We start from the raw sequence: 15,947 nt of genomic DNA, 5'->3' as shown, positions 1-15,947 counted from the left end.
CCGGCCGGAGGCGGCGAGGCCCGCTCCCACTAGGGTGCGGGTGTGGCGGAGACACGGGTCGGCGTCGTCGGCGCGGGCATTCTCGGGCTGGCGATCGCGCGCCGGCTGACGCTGGAGCGTCCAGGGCTGAAGGTGACGGTCCTGGACAAGGAGGACCGTGTCGCGGCCCACCAGACGGGCCACAACAGCGGCGTCGCCCACGCGGGCCTCTACTACGCGCCGGGATCGCTGAAGGCGACCCTCTGCAGGCGCGGCATCGGCCTGCTCAAGGAGTACTGCGCGGACCGCGGCCTGCCCTACGAGGAGTGCGGCAAGCTCGTGGTCGCGCGCGACGCGTCGGAACTGGCCGCGCTGGAGGAGATCGAGCGCCGGGCGACGGCCAACGGCGTCCCCGGGCTGCGGCGGCTGGCGGGCGGCGAGATCGCCGAGGTCGAGCCGCACGCGGCGGGCGCGGCGGCGCTGCACTCCCCCACCACGGCGATCGTCGACTTCCCGGCGGTGGCCCGCGCGTTCGCCGCGGACGTGGCGGAGGGCGGCGGCGAGGTCAGGCTCGGCTTCGAGGCCGTGCGGATCGGCCGGGCGGGCGACCGCGTCACGGTAGCGTCCCCGCACGAGGAGCTGGCCTTCGACCGGCTCGTGGTGTGCGCGGGCCTCCAGTCCGACCGGGTGGCGCGCCTGGCGGGCGACGCCCCCGCTCCGGCGATCATCCCGTTCCGCGGCGAGTACTACCGGCTCGTCCCGTCCCGGACGGACCTGGTCCGCGGCCTCATCTATCCCGTGCCCGACCCGCGCTACCCGTTCCTCGGCGTGCACTTCACCCGGCGCGTGGACGGCGGCGTGGACATCGGCCCGAACGCCGTCCTGGCCCTCGCCAGGGAGGGCTACCGGCGCCGCGACGTCCGCCCCGCGGACCTGTGGGAGACGGTCCGCTGGCCCGGCTTCCGCCGCCTGGCGCGGCGGCACTGGCGGACGGGCGCGCGGGAGCTGTACGGGTCGGCGGTCAAGCGGGCGTTCGTCGCCGAGGCGCGCGGCTTCGTCCCCGAGCTGACCACCGCGGACGTCGTACCGGCGCCCGCCGGGGTCCGCGCGCAGGCGGTGGACCCCGACGGCTCGCTCGTCGACGACTTCCGCATCGGCCGCCTAGGCCCGATCACGACGATCCGCAACGCCCCGTCCCCCGCCGCGACGTCCTCACTGGCCATAGCCGAACACGTAGTGGACGACCTGCTCTAGTCCCAGAGCTTGCGGTCGCGGGAGTGCGGGTCGGGGACGATCTCGTCGGCGGGGGCGTCGAAGACCATTACTGGGCGGGCCTCCGGGTCGAACGGCTGCCAGCCGGGGTCGCCTTCGGCGGCGAAGCGGGTCCAGGCGCGGTGCATCCGGTCGGCGAGCCCCTGCGGCGGGTTCGGGCCGGTCAGCCCCTGCCCCTCGGCGGTGAGGTTGTCGAACACGAAGCCGAGCTCCAGGGCGTGGCAGGCGCCGAGGTCCTGGTTGGGCGACCGCCACGCGAACTCGTACATCCAGGTGCGCCCGCCGGACGCCGCGTGCCCGGCCGCGGCGCGGTGGGCGGGGATGCGGAACAGGCTGTCGGTGATGATCGCCGCCATCAGCTCGCCGGGCGCCATTTCCGGGTGGTGGGCGCGGTAGGCGGCCGGCAGGTCCGGCGGGACGCCCATGCCCGCGGTGACGGCCCCGACCAGCTCGTCGGTGAGGGCGGCGGCGATCCCCGTGGGCATCAGGAAGAGCCGGAACTCCTCGGTGGTGTAGCCGATGAGCAGGTCCACGTCCCGCCCGGCGCCGGCGGCGATGGCGTCCTCGGGGCGCCGGGCGATCAGCTCGCCGTCCAGGACGGGCGTCAGCGCCATGCCGCCCGCGGCGGTGGTGGCGCCCCAGCGCCCGGGGTCGGGCAGCGCCGCGACCTCGGCGGCGACGGCGTTCTGAACGGGGATGATCGCGGCCGGGTCGAGGGCGGCGAACGCCTCGGCGGTGGGCTCGACGCCGAGGCGGACCGCCATCTCCTTGACGACGAGGAGGGCGTCGTCCGGGTCCTGGGCGATGCTGCCCGCGCCGCTCTGGGCGATGGCGCGGTGGAAGAGGCCGAGGTCGAGGGAGAGCAGGGTGCTGACGCTCATCGCGCCCGCCGACTCGCCGAACACGGTGACCCGGGCGGGGTCGCCGCCGAACGCGGCGATGTTGTCGCGGACCCACTCCAGCGCGGCGATCTGGTCGAGCAGGCCCCGGTTGAGCGGGGCGCCGGGCAGGTGCGCGAAGCCCTCGACGCCGAGCCGGTAGTTGATCGTCACGCAGACGACGCCGTCGCGGGCGAAGGTGTGGCCGCTGTAGACGGGGACGGCGCCCGACCCGTTCCGGAACGCGCCGCCGTGGATCCACACCATCACCGGAAGGCCCGCGTCGTCCGGTCCGGAGCCTTCCGGGACGCGGGGAGTCCACACGTTCAGGTTGAGGCAGTCGTCGCCCGGGATCTCGGGGTCGGGCAGGAGCGAGGCGAACACCTTGGGGTAGCCGGGCTTGGGCGCGGTCGGCCCGTACTCGAAGGCGTCGCGGACGCCGTCCCACGGCTCCGGAGGGCGGGGCGCCCGGAAGCGGTTCGGCCCGAACGGCGGCGCCGCGTAGGGGATGCCGAGGAAGGCGGTGACGCCGTCCCGTGCCGTGCCCCGCACCTTCCCGTAGGTCGTCCGTACGACATCCGCCATGCCGCGCCTCCGGTTCTAGAACGCAATTCGACAGCCAGAGCGTACGGGACACGCCGCCCCCGGGGAACGCTCAGCTCATGCCGGGGTGAAGCATGCGCGTCAAGTAGTCGCGGGCGAACGTTCGGATGGCGTCTTCGCTGTCGAGGGCGAGGCCGCCGCCCGGTATGAGGAGGAGCGACACCGCGAGCCGGAGCAGGACCTCGGCCACGGTGTCGTGGTCCTCGGCGTCGCCGGGGCGGGCGCGGCGCAGCCGGTCGGCGAGGATGTCGCGGGCCGCGAGCATCACCGCGCCGCCGTTCATGCTGAGCTGCGGCAGGAACGCCTCGGGCTCGCTCTGCAGGACGCGCGCCAGCAGCGGGTGCGTGCGGGCGCTGCGCAGGCCGACCACGAAGCCCTCGACGACGGCGTCCTCCGGGGAGGCGAGGTCCTCGGTGGCCTCCGAGATCGCGGTGAGGAAGCGGCGGCACTCGCGCAGGATCACGGCCTGGAGCAGCTGCTCCTTGTTGGTGAAGCGCCGGTAGATGGTGGTGCGCGCGACCCCGGCCCGCTTGGCGACGTCCTCGACGCTGACCCGGCGCAGCCCGTAGGTCTCGAACTCCGCGAGCGCGGCGTCCAGGATGCGGGTGTCGAGATCGTCGGCGCCGGTGTCCGGCGCCGCCAGCCGGGCCCGCAGCCCTTCCCTGATGCTCGCGTCCGTGGTCATGCCCGCACCCTAACCGCCGGGGGACCCGTGCCCCGCCACTGGATGAAACACAGTTACAATAATCGTCGATCTGTACTTCTGTCCCGACCCCCGGCGGTGCACATGACGGACGAGGCCGACGCGCGGACCCCGGCCCCCCTCGGGCCCGGCTCACTGACCTGGCGGTACTTCGGCGACACCCGGATGCTCCTCGTCGGCCCGCGGGCGGCCGTGCTCCAGAACATGCTCCCCGCGCTCGGCCAGGGCGTCCTCGACCACTCGGTGTTCTTCTCCGAGACGTTCGCGCGGCTGAAGCGGTCCGCCGGCCCCATCCTCGACACCGTGTACGGCGGGGAGCGGTCGCCCGAGACGGGCCGCAAGGTCCGCGACTACCACCGCGGCATCAAGGGCACGATGCCGGACGGCTCCCGCTACCACGCGCTCGATCCCGAGACCTACTACTGGGCGCACGCGACCTTCCTCGACAACATGCTGTACGGCGTCGAGACCTTCATCCGGCCGCTGGGCGAGGACGAGAAGCGCCGGATCTACGAGGAGTCCAAGACCTGGTTCCGCATGTACGGGGTCAGCGACCGGGCCATGCCGGAGGACTGGGAGGCGTTCCAGGCGTACTGGAAGCGGATGCTGGACGAGGAGATCGTCCCGCACAAGACGGCCCGGTACGGCGTCGGCTACGTGAAGAAGGGGCTCCCCCGGCCGCCGAAGGTGCCGGCGCCGGTGTGGCGGGCGGTGTCGCCGCCGCTGAACGCGGTCGCCCGGTTCATCACGGTCGGCGGCCTGCACCCGCGGATGCGCGAGCTCCTGGACCTGCCGTGGAGCGCCGCCGACGAGCGCCGCCACCGGCGGTTCGCGGCGGCCGTCCGCGCGGCGGGGCGGGTGTGGCCGCTGCTGCCCGAGTCCGTCCGCTACCTGCCGCAGGCCCGCCGCGCCTTCCGCAGGGCGCGCCAGAAGCGCTGAACCGCGGCGTGCCGCCCCTGTGGAGGCTTCCATGAGGGCGGCACGCCGCAGGCGGGGCTAGGAGCCCGAACGGATGCGCGAGTCGTAGGCCTTGCGGGCGTCGGGGTCGTACTCCAGGAAGATCTTGTCCAGGCCGAGGCGCCGGGAGGTAGCCTGCCGTACCCGCTCGGGCAGCAGCGCGCCGAGCCGGACCTGCGTGCCGAGCTTCTTCGGCACGGCGACCTGCGGGCGCGGCTTGCCGATCAGCTCGACGACGGCCGCGGCGATGTCCTCGGGCTCGCAGTTCTTCTGCCCCTTCGGACTGCGCGTCCCGGCGGTCAGCTCGGTGTTGGTGAAGGTGGGCAGGACGGCGCTGACGTGCACGCCGCGGTCCCGCACCTCCAGGCGGGTCGCCTCGGTGAACCCGACGACGGCGGCCTTGCTGGCGTTGTAGAGCGCGAGGCCCGGGGTGAACATGACGCCGGCGAGCGAGGCGATGTTGATGATGTGGCCCTCGCCGCGCGGCAGCATCCGGCCGAGGGCGAGCTTGGTGCCGAGCATCACGCCGTGCACGTTGATGTCGATGCAGCGGCGGGCGTCGGCGTCGCTCTCGTCGGTGACGGGCCCGATCGGCATGATCCCCGCGTTGTTGACGACGACGTCGAGCGGCCCGGCGGCCTCCTCGGCCTTGTCGAGGAAGGCGGTGAACGACTCGCGGGACGTGACGTCCACGACGAGGCCGGTCACGCCGAGCGACTCGGCGGCCTCCTTGACGGCGGTCTCGTCGATGTCGCCGATGACGACGGTGGCGCCCTTGGCCTTGAGGGCGCGGGCGGTGGCGAGGCCGATCCCCCGCGCGGCCCCGGTGATGGCGACGACCTTGCTCATGTTCACTGCTCCAGTGGTTCGAGGCGGACGGGCAGGCCGTCCTTGGGCGAGGGAAGGGACGTGGTGTCCAGGGGCCATTCGTACCGCGCGGGAACGCTCCAGCGGTACCGCTGGAGAACCTGGTGCAGGATCGTCTTGACCTGCATCCCCGCGAAGTGGAGCCCGATGCACTTGTGCGCGCCGCCTCCGAACGGCGCCCACGCGTACTTGTGAGCCTTGTCCTCGCGGCGCTCCGGGGAGAACCGCTCGGGGTCGAACCCGTCGGGGTCGTTCCACCATTCGGCCATGTGGTGGTTGCTGAGCATCGGCACCACGACGGTCGTCCCCTCGGGGACGTGGAAGCCGAGGACGGAGGTGTCCTTGACGACCTTGCGCGGCAGCGCCGGGACGGGCGTGACCAGCCGCATCGACTCCTTCATCACCATGTCGATGCCGGTGAAGGCGTCCAGGTCGTCGAAGCCGGGCCGGGCCTTGCCGAGTTCGAACGACTGCTCGCGCAGCCGCTCCTGCCACTCGGGGTACTTGGCCAGGTAGTAGGCCATCGTCGTCAGCGTGATGGTGGTGGTGTCGTGCGCCGCCATCAGCGCGAAGATCATGTGGTTGACGACGTCCTCGTCGGTGAACCGCTCGCCGTCGTCGGTCTCGGCCTGGCAGAGCGCCGCGAACAGGTCGCTGCCGCCGCCCTCCCGCTTGGCCGGCAGGTGCCGGTAGAAGAACTCCTCCAGCACCTTGCGGGCCCGCAGGCCCTTGTGCCAGCGCAGCCCGGGGACCGGGAACCGGACGTAGGCCGTCCCCGCCCGGACGGCGTCGATGAACGCGCCGTTGACCCGCGCGCGCTCGGCGTCGTCCAGTTCGACGCCCATGAAGACGTCCACCGCGAGGTCGAGCGTGAGCTTCTTGATGTGGTCGTAGACCTTGAAGCCCTGCCCGGGCTCCCACGATTCGACGCCCTTGACGATGCCGGGCGCCATCGCGTCCATGTAGGAGTGCAGCCGGGGGCGGGTGAACGCCTGCTGCATGATGCGGCGGTGGTGCAGGTGCTCCTCGAAGTCCAGGAGCATGATGCCGCGGTTGAAGAACGGGCCGATGAAGTAGCTCCACGCGGGCCCGTTCGCGAACGCCTTGTCCCGGTTGACGAGGACGACCTCGGCGGCCTCGGGGCCGTGCACGGTGACCATCCGCTGGCCGAGCAGCCATCCCCACGAGACCGGGCCGTACTCGGCGTACCGCTTGCGGGCCATCCCGATCGGGTCGCGCATCACCGCGAGCGTGCTGCCGATGTAGGGGACGCCGGGGACGCCGGGCACCGGTTTCAGCTCGCTGCCCTGCGGCGGCGGCGCGAGAACGCTCGTCATGACCCCTCCGGACGCGTGCAACAAATATGCGAAATCTGTCGCTTTGTTCTAACGCAACGGCCGGGCGTAAGTCCAGACTTATCCGCGGTGACTTGGGCGTCAGCGGGCCTCGCGGGCGGGCGGGGCCTTGAGCAGCCGGCGCCGCGCCGCGTCCGTCAGCGGCCGGTACGCGCCCGCCTTGTCCCGGTAGAAGGCGCGCCCGTCGCCCGCCGCCGGGACGCCCTCGTCGCGCAGCGGCACCGTCCACAGCCGGTTTCCCGCCGTGACCGGCATCTCGTCCACGATCCGCACGACCGCGGGCCGCAGCCCCGGCTCCACGCGCAGGAGCGCCTCCGACAGGTCCACCGGCTTGACGGCGTTCTCCGCGGAGCCGCCCCGGGCGGCCGCGGGCGCGGACCGCAGGCTCACGGCCGCCGCGGCCAGCTCCGTCTCCCCCACCGGGATCCCGTAGACGGCCACGGCGTCGACGTAGGGCAGGTCGCCGAGCGCGTCCCGGATCGGGCCCGGCGGGACGATGCCGTCGGTGGTGCGGATCAGCTCCGCCTCCCGCCCGACGAGCCAGTAGTCGCCGTCGGCGTCCCGCCGGAACAGGTCCCCGGTGATCGTCCAGGCGTCCTCGGGCCGGAACACGCCCCGCACGGGGCGGGCCGCCGACCCGATCGCCGACAGCCGCACCCGGGCGAGGAGCATGCCGATCTCGCCGGGCCCGCACTCGACCGCGAACCCGTCCGGCCCCTCGGCGAGGCGCCCGCTCTCCAGGTCGTAGCGGGCGAGCCGCACCTCGGCGCTGCCCGGCAGCGGCCGCCCGAGCGCCCCGGGCTTCTTGCCGCTCAGGTTGACCAGCACCGCCTCGCCCTCGATGGAGGCGTAGAACTCCAGGACCCGCGCGGGCGCGAACCTCTCCTCGATCCGCCGCCACAGGCCGCGCGGCATGCCCGACCCGATGAACAGCCGGATGGCGTGGTGCCGCTCGGCCGGGTCCGGCGGCGCGTTCACCAGGTCGCGCAGCGACATCCAGGTGTAGGAGGCGACGGTCACGCCGTAGCGGCGCGCCTCGTCCCAGAACGCCTGCGGGTCGAACCCGGCGTCCGTGCGGGCGCTCGCGAGCGCGAGCCGCGCCCCGCCCGCGACGGCGCCTCCGAGGCTCATCAGCAGCGCGGACGGGTGCTGGAGCGGCGTGAGGCTGTAGACGGTGTCGGACGAGGAGAGGGAGGCCGAGGACGCCGTCCCGAACGCCGACAGGGCCCAGCGCCGGTTGGTGATGCGGCTGGCGCGCAACCGGTCGCCGTCGCCGCGGAAGACGACGAAGGCGAGGTCGCCGGCACGGCCGGGGTTGGGCCGGTACCACCCGGGCAACTCGACCCGGTCCGGGTCGATCGCCTCCATGTCCATCAGCGGGCCGCGCTCGCCGCGTCCCGCGCCGCCCAGCAGGAAGCCGGGCACGTCCTCCAGCTCCGCGGCGGCCGCGGCATGCTCGGGGTCGGCGATGACCCGCGTGACCTGGCCGAGCCGCGCCTCGGCGGCCGGATCGCCGTCGGGCCGCAGCAGCACCGCGACGGCGCCGAGCCGGTTGAGCGCGGCGACGAGCGCGAGCGCCGTCGGCCGGGTGCCCATCAGGACCCCGACCGCGTCGCCGCGCCGCACCCCGATGTGGATCAGGCCGCGGACGACGGCGTCGATGCGGCGCTTGGCGGCGTCGTGGGTGTGCCCGCGCCCCTGGTACAGGAAGAAGACCTCGCCGGGCATCCGGCGGGCCTGCTCGTCCAGCAGCAGCCCCATGGACATGCGGGTGTCGGACTGGATGCGCTCCAGCCGCGCCAGCCGGGGCAGGTTCTGCGCGGCCTCGCCGCCGATCTGGCGCGTCCCGTGCACGGCCCGCGACGCGGTCCGGTACGCCGACCGCGCGGCGCTCGCCCCGATGCCCATGGCGAGCTGGAGCCCGTACCCGGCGGGGCCTCCCGGCAGCCCGGCGGACTCGGCCTCCTCGTCCCCGGCGACGGGCGCGACGATCTCCGGCAGCTCCGCCTCGCCCTCCCGCCACCGCGCCCACGCGGCGACGGCCGGCCACGTCCGCGCGATCGCGAGGCTGCCGACGACGAGCCCGAAGTGCCCGGCGCGCAGGGACGCCTCGTACACCTGGGCGCGGGGCGCGGCCCGCCGGATCCCGCGCACCATCGGCGGGGCGGCGATCTCGTCGACCTCCCCGACGAACGTCAGGACGGGGCAGGTGATGTCGGCGAGCGTGACGAGCCGGTCGCCGATGAGGAACCCGCCGGTCAGCATGCGGTTGTGCTGGATGAACTGGCGGATGAACTCCGCCAGCGCGGGGCCGGGCCACGACACCCAGCCCTCCCGCTCCAGGAACCGGCGCTGCCGCTCCCGGGGCGCGAGCCGCTCCCGGTCGTGCAGCTGCATGATGAAGTCGACCCGCGAGCGCACCGACTTCACCGGGCTGAGGAGCTGGAACCCCATGCGCGTGACCCACCCCGGCACCGCGAACCCGCCGAGCAGGGCGTCCGGTATCCGCTCGACCCCTTCGGACGCGAGCCAGCTCGGCAGCCCGAACGGGAGCCCGACGCTGGTGTCGGCGGGGCTCCCGAACGTCACCACGGACTCGATGCCCTCGCTGCGCCGGTACGCGGCCGCCTGGTAGACGAACATGCCGCCCTGCGAGTACCCGGCGAGGTGGACGTCCCGCCCGGTCATCTCGCGGATCCGGTCCACCGCGTCGCTGACCGCGAGGACGTGGTCGCTGACCGTCCGCTCCAGCCCTCCCGGTTCCCGCTCGGGAGCCCCGAAGTCCACCACCCACGGGTCGACGCCGAGGTCGCGCAGCACCCGCACGGCGCTGACCCGCGAGGAGATGTCGTACACCTCCGCGGTGATCATGAGCGGCGGGACGAGCAGCATCACCGGCCCGCCGCCCGCGTCGGGGAAGTAGTGCCGCAGCCGGTAGACGCGCTGCTCGGTCACCACCTCGCAGGGCGACGCGTCCTCGTCGGTATCGAAACCCCCGAAACGCGCGACTTCCAAGGCATTTTGGGCGGTGGATCCCAGGCGAGATCCCACCTTCAGGAGCGGAGCGACGCGGGGGGTGAGGGGGGTAGTCCCCCCTCGAATAGCACGGAGGAGCGTCTTGGCAACAGCCGGCATCGTCGACCTTTCAGAGCGTCAACGACATGTTGTCCTGTTATCGCCACCTTTAGCAATCAGGCGGCGGAGGCGCGCCGCGCGAGCGCCACGACGCTGCACACCAGGCCGACCACGAGCCCGGCGGCCTGGAGCAGGGTCGCCGCGAACGCCACGGTCTCCCCGGGCGCGCTCAGCGCGTCGCGCGCGTTGGGCGCGGCGGTGGCGCCCACGGTGAGGAAGGCGGCGGCGACGGCCGGGACGGCGAGCGCCCACCTCGGCCGGGCGAACAGCGCGATCGCGGCGGCGACGGTCAGGATGATCAGTCCGGGCGGGACCGCCGGGTAGTCCATCCCGCCGGCGATCTGCATGGGGATCGCGGCGGCCGCGACCGCGAGGCCGGCGGCCGCCAGCCTCCGCGCGCCGGACGAGGCGACGTACATGAGGGCTCCTCTCTCACGGGGTGAAGGGCGACACCATCGTGAGAGAGGGCCGTGCACAGCGTCGTCGTCCAGGGGGAGGCTTCGCCGCTACGCCCGGGGGCGTACTCAGGTGATGATCCGCGCGCCCTCCATGTGGCCGCCCTGGAGCCTCTCCCACATGTACCGGCGGCGGGGCTTGCCGCTGGAGGTGCGCTGGATCAGCCCGGCGCCGACGACGATCGTCAGCTCCACGTCGTCCCCGATGCGCCGCCGCAGCATCTCGCGCACCCCGCCGATCCAGGCCTCGTCCTGCGTCTCGGCGAACAGCGCGAGCCCCTTGCGCCCGGCCCCGGGGACGCCGACCACGACGATGCGGCCCTTCCCGAGCCCGCTCACCTCGGCGACCTTGGACTCGAGGTCCTCGACGTAGACCGAGCGCCCGCGCACCTTGATGCTGTCGCCCATCCGCCCGAGGACGAACAACTGCCCCTCGTGGAAGAACCCGGCGTCCCCGGTGTAGACCTTGCCGTCCATGAACCGGGTCGACTTGGCCTCGGCACCCGCGTAGTACCCCGGGCAGGCGGAGGGGCCGCCCACGACGATCTCGCCGAGGAGCCCGCTCCCCAGCTCGCGCCCCTCGTCGTCGACGATGGCGACGGGCACGTCGTCCTCGGGCGTCCCGCAGCCGACGACCCAGCCGGCCTTGGCGCCGAGCGACCCGGCCCCGAGCGCGTGCTGGTCCAGGATCCGGACGGGCTCCCCGAAGGCCAGCGCCTCCGGGTCGGGCCGGACCGCCAGGGGGCTGCGCGGGGCGTCGTCCATGGTGACGAGGAGCGTGGTCTCGGCCATCCCGTAGGCGGGCTTGAACATCGTCCGGGAGAACCCGAACGGCTCCATGAGCTGCGCGAACACCTCGAGCGTGTGCGGGTCGATGGGCTCGGCGCCGATCAGCGCCATCTTCCACCCGGACACGTCGAGCCCCTCCAGCTGCTCGGGCTTGACCCGCCGCGCGCAGTAGGCGTAGGCGAACGGCGGCGCCGCGGTGTGCGCCGCCTCCCCGAAGCACCGGAGCCACCGTGCGGGGTCGCGGATGAAGTGGTCGGGCCGCATCAGCTTCAGCATCCCCTGCCGCGCGATGGGCGTGATGAAGCAGCCGATGAGCCCCATGTCGTGGTACAGCGGCAGCCAGGAGGCCGTCACGTCGCCGTCCTCGTACCCGGCCATCCGCGTGATCAGGTCGACGTTGGCCTCCAGGTTGTCCCAGGTGACCATGACCCCGCGCGGCGACCCGCTGGACCCGGAGGTGAACTGGAGCAGGGCGAGCTCGCCCGCGGGCCGGACCTCGGCCTCCTCCTCGGCCTGCCGCGGCTTCCAGGGCTCCCCGTCGACCCCGGCCTCGGCCATGGCCCGCCGCGCGTAGTCGGCCAGCCCGTCGGAGGCGACGACCAGCGCCGGCGAGGCCTGCCGCAGGATCGCCGCCACGTGCGCGACGTAGTCGTCCCCGTCCTGGAACAGCGGCGGAGTGATCAGGCACACCGTGGCCCCCGCGGCCCAGACCGCGAAGTACGTCTCGACGCAGGTGAAGTCCGTCGGCAGGATGAGGCACACGACGTCGCCCGGCCGGACGCCCTCCTCGATCATCGCTCCCGCGGTGCGTCGCGCGGCCGACGCCAGCTCACCGTAGTCGCGGAACTCCCAGCCCCCGTCGTCGGCAGCCAGGTGAACGCCGCGTCCGGTGTTCGGCTTGTCCAGCCAGTCGCGCAGCGCAGATGGCATCGTGTCCCCTTCACAGGAAAGGCTCGCGCCCGTACATAACTCGCGGGTAACTTCACCAGGGCGGCGCGACCCCGTCAACCGGTTCGATCAGCAAAGAGACCAACCGGTCATTTGGCTGTGTCCCACAAGCCGCCTCAGACGCCGGCGGAGACCTTCCGGGCCGCGACGATACGGGCGCCCGCCCGCCACCCGAGCAGGGCCGCCCCGAGGAACACCGAGGCCACGATCACGAACGCGACGGCCGTCCCCTGCCCCGCCACCGCCCGGAGCACCATCCCCACGGCCACGGTCGAGACCCAGACCCCGACACCGACCGGCCAGACCCGTTCGGGCCGGCGCCACGCCCGCATGGCGCCCCACCCGGCGCCGAGCCCCGCGAGGAACGGCCAGGCGGTGGACGCGAACCCGGCCAGACTGGCGGCCTCGTCGTGCGACGCCCGCCCGATCGCGACGAAGACGAGCACGCAGCAGACGTCCACCGGCCCGGCCAAGGAATTCCGCATGCCCCCAGGCTAGGCGCCCGCGCCCAGCACCCGCGCCACGATGGAGGGACGCATCAGGGCCGGGGGCGGGTCGAGCAGGCCGACGACGCGGAAGAACTGCTCGGCGACGTCGGTGTCGCGGGCGGCGGCGGCCTGGACGCGGTCCACGTAGGCGTTCATGACCCTGATCGCGGGGCCGCGCCGGCCTTCGACCTCCGGCATGGACAGGTCGGCGGCGACGGCCATCCGCCACGGGTCGTTCAGCGCCTTGGCCACGGCGCGGAAGTACCGCCTGGTCAGCCCGCGCGGCCCCGCCGCCAGGCAGCGGCGCAGCACCTGCGCCTCCAGGCAGGCCACGGTCATGCCCTGCGCGTAGATCGGGTTGAAGCTGCACAGCGCGTCCCCGGTGACGAGCAGGCCGTCGGGCAGCCCCCGCGCCCGCTCGTAGCGGTTGCGCAGGTCGGACGGGTACCGGTGCGAGGCGATCCCGTCCAGCGCCTCACCGGCGAGGATCGCGTCGAACACCTCCGGCGGCGCGAGCGTCCGGACGAAGGCGAGGAAGCCCGCCTCGTCCGCGGGCGGACGGTTCGCACCGTCCAGGCCCGCGACGGTGAGCAGGTACCGGTCGCCCTCGACGGCGACCATCGCCATGCCGCGCGGGCTGCCCGGCCGGGGGCCGACGACGACGGCCTTGCCTACGCCGGAGTCCAGCGGCAGCCGGACGGGCCGGGTGGCGTAGGCGACCCCGATCCTGACCTCCTCCTGCGGGACCGGGCCGTGCCCGAGCCGCTCCAGCCAGTACCGGGTGCGTCCGGCGCGTCCCATCGCGTCCACGACCAGGTCGGCGCGGACCTCCTCGGCGGCGGCGCCGGGCGTCCGCGGCATCACCTGGACGCCGGTGATCCGGCCGGGCCCGGCCGTGAGCAGCCCGACGACGTCGCGTCCTTCGGCGAACCGGACGCCGGGCAGCGCTCCGACGCGTTCGCGGACGACGTCCTCCAGCAGCGGCCGGCTCGCCTGGATCGCCCGTTCCGAGCCGGGCCGCCGGGCGAGCGTGTGGCCGCCGAGGGCGAAGTGGTGGTCGACGCCGGGGTCGGCGACGACGGCGCCGCCGCCGATCAATGCCGCCTCGGCGCCGGGCAGGAGCTCCTCCAGGATCCGCTGCCCGCGCGGCAGCAGGATGTGGGCGTGCCGGCCCTGCGGGACGCCTTTGCGGGATCGCCCGTTCAGTCCTTGGTCGCGTTCGACGACGGTGACCCGCTCATAGGCCCCGGCCAGGGCCCGGGCGGCGAGCAGCCCCGCCATGCCGGCGCCGAGCACCACCGCGTGTTCTCCGATGCTTCGCATCTCGTGCCTCCCGTTGTCGGTCGATGAGGCGACGATGCGGCGGCCCGCTGTCCACCTGCCAGGCCACTAGCTGTCCACGTGGTGTCCGGTTCCGTAGAGCTCCTTCTCCCACAGCGATGCGGCGATCCGTTCGACGGCCCGGTTGCGGTGCCGCCGGTAGGTGCTGAACGGCAGCCCGAGCATCTCGGCGGCCCGCTCCTGGGTGGCCGCCGGGCGCAGGAACGTGCGGTCGACGACCCGGTACAGCGACTCTTCGCGCGGATCGTTCCGCAGCGCCTCGGCGGCCTCTTCGAGCAGGCCCCGCAGTGCCGCGCCGGGGTCGTCGGCCGACCGGACCAGCCGCGACCGCAGGAGCGGGTTCCCGGCGAGCCGGTCGGGGCGGCGCAGGTCGCGCAGCGCGGCGCGCACGGCGTCGGCGAACTCGGGCTGCGACAGGACGAGCTCGGGCGCGGCGGCCGTGGCCGCGGTGACGGGTGCGCCGAGCTCACGCTCGGCGGTGAGGGACAGCCAGTCGTCGACGCCGAGCACCCGCCAGTCGTGCGCGTACACCTCGTAGAGCGTCCCGCCCACGCGGTAGGACGCGTCCGGCGCGTGGTGGAAGTCGAAGAAGGACAGGAGCGGGTCCCAGTACTCCCGGTCCGACGGCACGGTGACGAGGTCCCAGGCCTTGCCGCCGCGGGTGATGACCTCCTGGCCGTGCCAGAGCCGGATCATGGTCTCCGACCTGGAGGGCCGCCGTCCCGGCTCGGTGTCCACGAAGAACCGCCAGGCGAGCACGCTCTCCCCGGGCCGCGGCGGGCCGTGCCGCGCCGCATGGCTCCACATCGCCCGCGTCCCCGGATCGGCCTGGAGGTCCTCCTCGTCGGCCTCGTGCAGGGCCAGGTAGGCCGCATACCCGAACGGCTCGCCCGCGTCGTCCCGGAACACGCCGAAGGCGCCCGGCTGCCGCTCGATCCACCGCGCCGCGAACCGGGCCTGCTCGGGCCCCTGATGCTCGCGGGTCATGGCGAGGACGGTCTCGGCGTCGCCGGGGCCGAGTCCCGAGACCGACAGCCGCCCGAGCCCGCCGAGCCGCCAGTAGCCCTTGACGACGGGGTGGTCGCGGCTGAGGAACATGATGTCCGCGACGGCCCGGTGCCGGACGAGCTCGTCCTCCCGCGCAGCGCGGGCCCGCTCGACGAGGTGGGCGCGCAGCGCCCGGTGCAGCGCCGCGTACCCGTCCGGGTCGCGCCAGCGCAGGTCGGCGTCGAGGATGTCGCGGACGACGTCGTGCGGGAACACCCCGAACTCGCGCTCCTCGACGAACGACAGGGTCCGCAGCCATCCGAACAGGGGCCCGGCGTCGTCGCCCACCATGGCGCGCAGCAGCTCCTCGGTGGTGAACCGCGCGTGCGCGCAGATCTGCAGCGCCTCCCGGTGCCGGGGCCCGGGCACCTCGTCGACCAGCCGCCCGAGCAGCGCGCGCACGACGTCCGGCACGCCGCTCAGCGCCCCCGGCACCTCCCGCCGCCGCCGGATCATGTCGACGAGCAGGGAGAGGGTCAGCGGATGCCCGTGGGCCAGCCGCAGGATCCGCTCGTGCAGCTCGGCGGGGACGCCCTCGACGTCCAGGTAGGCGCGCGTGTCGTCGGGGCTGAGGTTGCGCAGCGAGACGACCCGGAGCAGCTCGTGCCATCCCGCGTCGGCGACCCACCGGGGCGACGGCGCGTCCCGGCCCGCGATGACGACGACGGTGTCGGCGGCCAGCCCAGGGACGAACCGCTCCCGGATCCAGTCGTCGAGGGGCGCGAGCAGCTCGTAGGTGTCGACCAGGACCGCGTACCGCCCCCGCGGCGCCTCGACGGCCCGCAGGAAGGCCCCGGCCTCGGGTGTGATCGTCCGCGCGTCGACCAGCACGGGCGCGACCCCCGCCCGCCGCGCCGCCTCCGCCATCTCCCCGAGCAGCGCGCTCTTGCCGACCCCGCCGGGCCCGTGCAGGAACAGCACGGAGAAGTCACCGTCCGCGAGCGCCCCGCGGAACAGCTCGATCTCCCCGCTCCGCCCGACGAACCGCCGCCGCCGGGCCCGCCGCAACCGGTCCCCGACCGTCCCACCCTCGGCCACCGAAGCCTCCAGGAACCAAGACCACCGCATCCCCACGGTAGACCCGCACCCCACTGGCCGAGGTCCCCCCGGACGCCCTGTCATGATCGCGC

At 73.9% G+C, this 15,947-nt stretch carries 12 protein-coding genes; 2 read left to right on the top strand and 10 right to left on the bottom strand.

All coding sequences use genetic code 11. The features are described from left to right. Positions 1-42: 42 nt before the first annotated feature. Positions 43-1,233 (top strand): L-2-hydroxyglutarate dehydrogenase, encoded by a 1,191-nt coding sequence (gene lhgD, locus AB0C21_RS24480; RefSeq protein ID WP_500207181.1) that lies wholly within the window; start codon positions 43-45, stop codon positions 1,231-1,233. Here the strand turns inward: lhgD and AB0C21_RS24475 are convergent. Then, the gene (locus AB0C21_RS24475) at positions 1,230-2,714 is read right to left on the bottom strand and encodes a carboxylesterase/lipase family protein (RefSeq protein ID WP_500207180.1); all 1,485 of its coding nucleotides are present in this window, start codon (positions 2,712-2,714) and stop codon (positions 1,230-1,232) included. The two genes, lhgD and AB0C21_RS24475, sit on opposite strands and share 4 nt — an antisense overlap. A gap of 70 nt (positions 2,715-2,784) precedes the next feature. Then, entirely contained in the window at positions 2,785-3,417 is a 633-nt protein-coding gene (locus tag AB0C21_RS24470) for a TetR/AcrR family transcriptional regulator (protein ID WP_500207178.1), read from the bottom strand. A 102-nt stretch (positions 3,418-3,519) separates the two neighbouring features. Between AB0C21_RS24470 and AB0C21_RS24465 the strand changes: the two genes are divergently transcribed. Next, complete coding sequence (locus AB0C21_RS24465) at positions 3,520-4,374, top strand: oxygenase MpaB family protein (protein WP_500207177.1); 855 nt, start codon at positions 3,520-3,522, stop codon at positions 4,372-4,374. 57 nt (positions 4,375-4,431) lie between these two features. Here AB0C21_RS24465 and AB0C21_RS24460 read toward each other — a convergent pair whose 3' ends face one another. The 8 genes from AB0C21_RS24460 to AB0C21_RS24425 form a co-directional block, all read right to left on the bottom strand. After that, entirely contained in the window at positions 4,432-5,241 is an 810-nt protein-coding gene (locus AB0C21_RS24460; RefSeq protein WP_500207175.1) for an SDR family oxidoreductase, read from the bottom strand. Between the two features lie 2 nt (positions 5,242-5,243). After that, entirely contained in the window at positions 5,244-6,596 is a 1,353-nt protein-coding gene (locus AB0C21_RS24455; RefSeq protein WP_500207174.1) for a cytochrome P450, read from the bottom strand. A gap of 99 nt (positions 6,597-6,695) precedes the next feature. Then, positions 6,696-9,665, bottom strand: a complete 2,970-nt coding sequence (locus tag AB0C21_RS24450; RefSeq protein WP_500207172.1) for an AMP-binding protein — start codon at positions 9,663-9,665, stop codon at positions 6,696-6,698. A gap of 140 nt (positions 9,666-9,805) precedes the next feature. Further along, positions 9,806-10,168 carry a hypothetical protein gene (locus AB0C21_RS24445; RefSeq protein ID WP_500207171.1) on the bottom strand — a complete coding sequence of 121 codons (363 nt, stop codon included), beginning with the start codon at positions 10,166-10,168 and terminating at the stop codon, positions 9,806-9,808. A 105-nt stretch (positions 10,169-10,273) separates the two neighbouring features. Beyond that, positions 10,274-11,923 (bottom strand): AMP-binding protein, encoded by a 1,650-nt coding sequence (locus tag AB0C21_RS24440; RefSeq protein ID WP_149264969.1) that lies wholly within the window; start codon positions 11,921-11,923, stop codon positions 10,274-10,276. Positions 11,924-12,057: 134 nt separating this feature from the next. After that, a complete protein-coding gene (locus tag AB0C21_RS24435) occupies positions 12,058-12,426 on the bottom strand; it encodes a DUF3054 domain-containing protein (protein WP_500207169.1) in 369 nt (122 codons plus the stop codon). A gap of 9 nt (positions 12,427-12,435) precedes the next feature. Then, on the bottom strand, positions 12,436-13,752 hold the full coding sequence (locus tag AB0C21_RS24430) for an FAD-dependent oxidoreductase (RefSeq protein WP_500207168.1): 1,317 nt from the start codon (positions 13,750-13,752) through the stop codon (positions 12,436-12,438). Positions 13,753-13,818: 66 nt separating this feature from the next. Beyond that, positions 13,819-15,855 carry an AAA family ATPase gene (locus AB0C21_RS24425; RefSeq protein ID WP_500207167.1) on the bottom strand — a complete coding sequence of 679 codons (2,037 nt, stop codon included), beginning with the start codon at positions 15,853-15,855 and terminating at the stop codon, positions 13,819-13,821. Between the last annotated feature and the right edge of the window lie 92 nt (positions 15,856-15,947).

The organism is Spirillospora sp. NPDC049024 (assembly GCF_040649235.1).
GTDB lineage: Bacteria > Actinomycetota > Actinomycetes > Streptosporangiales > Streptosporangiaceae > Spirillospora.
This window is presented reverse-complemented; position numbering and strand designations above follow the sequence as displayed.

Excerpts from the sequence above, each read along its gene's own strand:
- AB0C21_RS24465 (WP_500207177.1), top strand. The coding sequence starts at position 3,520 with ATGACGGACGAGGCCGACGCGCGGACCCCGGCCCCCCTCGGGCCCGGC.
- AB0C21_RS24440 (WP_149264969.1), bottom strand. The coding sequence starts at position 11,923 with ATGCCATCTGCGCTGCGCGACTGGCTGGACAAGCCGAACACCGGACGC.
- AB0C21_RS24460 (WP_500207175.1), bottom strand. The coding sequence starts at position 5,241 with ATGAGCAAGGTCGTCGCCATCACCGGGGCCGCGCGGGGGATCGGCCTC.
- AB0C21_RS24445 (WP_500207171.1), bottom strand. The coding sequence starts at position 10,168 with ATGTACGTCGCCTCGTCCGGCGCGCGGAGGCTGGCGGCCGCCGGCCTC.
- AB0C21_RS24435 (WP_500207169.1), bottom strand. The coding sequence starts at position 12,426 with ATGCGGAATTCCTTGGCCGGGCCGGTGGACGTCTGCTGCGTGCTCGTC.
- AB0C21_RS24430 (WP_500207168.1), bottom strand. The coding sequence starts at position 13,752 with ATGCGAAGCATCGGAGAACACGCGGTGGTGCTCGGCGCCGGCATGGCG.
- AB0C21_RS24470 (WP_500207178.1), bottom strand. The coding sequence starts at position 3,417 with ATGACCACGGACGCGAGCATCAGGGAAGGGCTGCGGGCCCGGCTGGCG.
- AB0C21_RS24475 (WP_500207180.1), bottom strand. The coding sequence starts at position 2,714 with ATGGCGGATGTCGTACGGACGACCTACGGGAAGGTGCGGGGCACGGCA.
- AB0C21_RS24455 (WP_500207174.1), bottom strand. The coding sequence starts at position 6,596 with ATGACGAGCGTTCTCGCGCCGCCGCCGCAGGGCAGCGAGCTGAAACCG.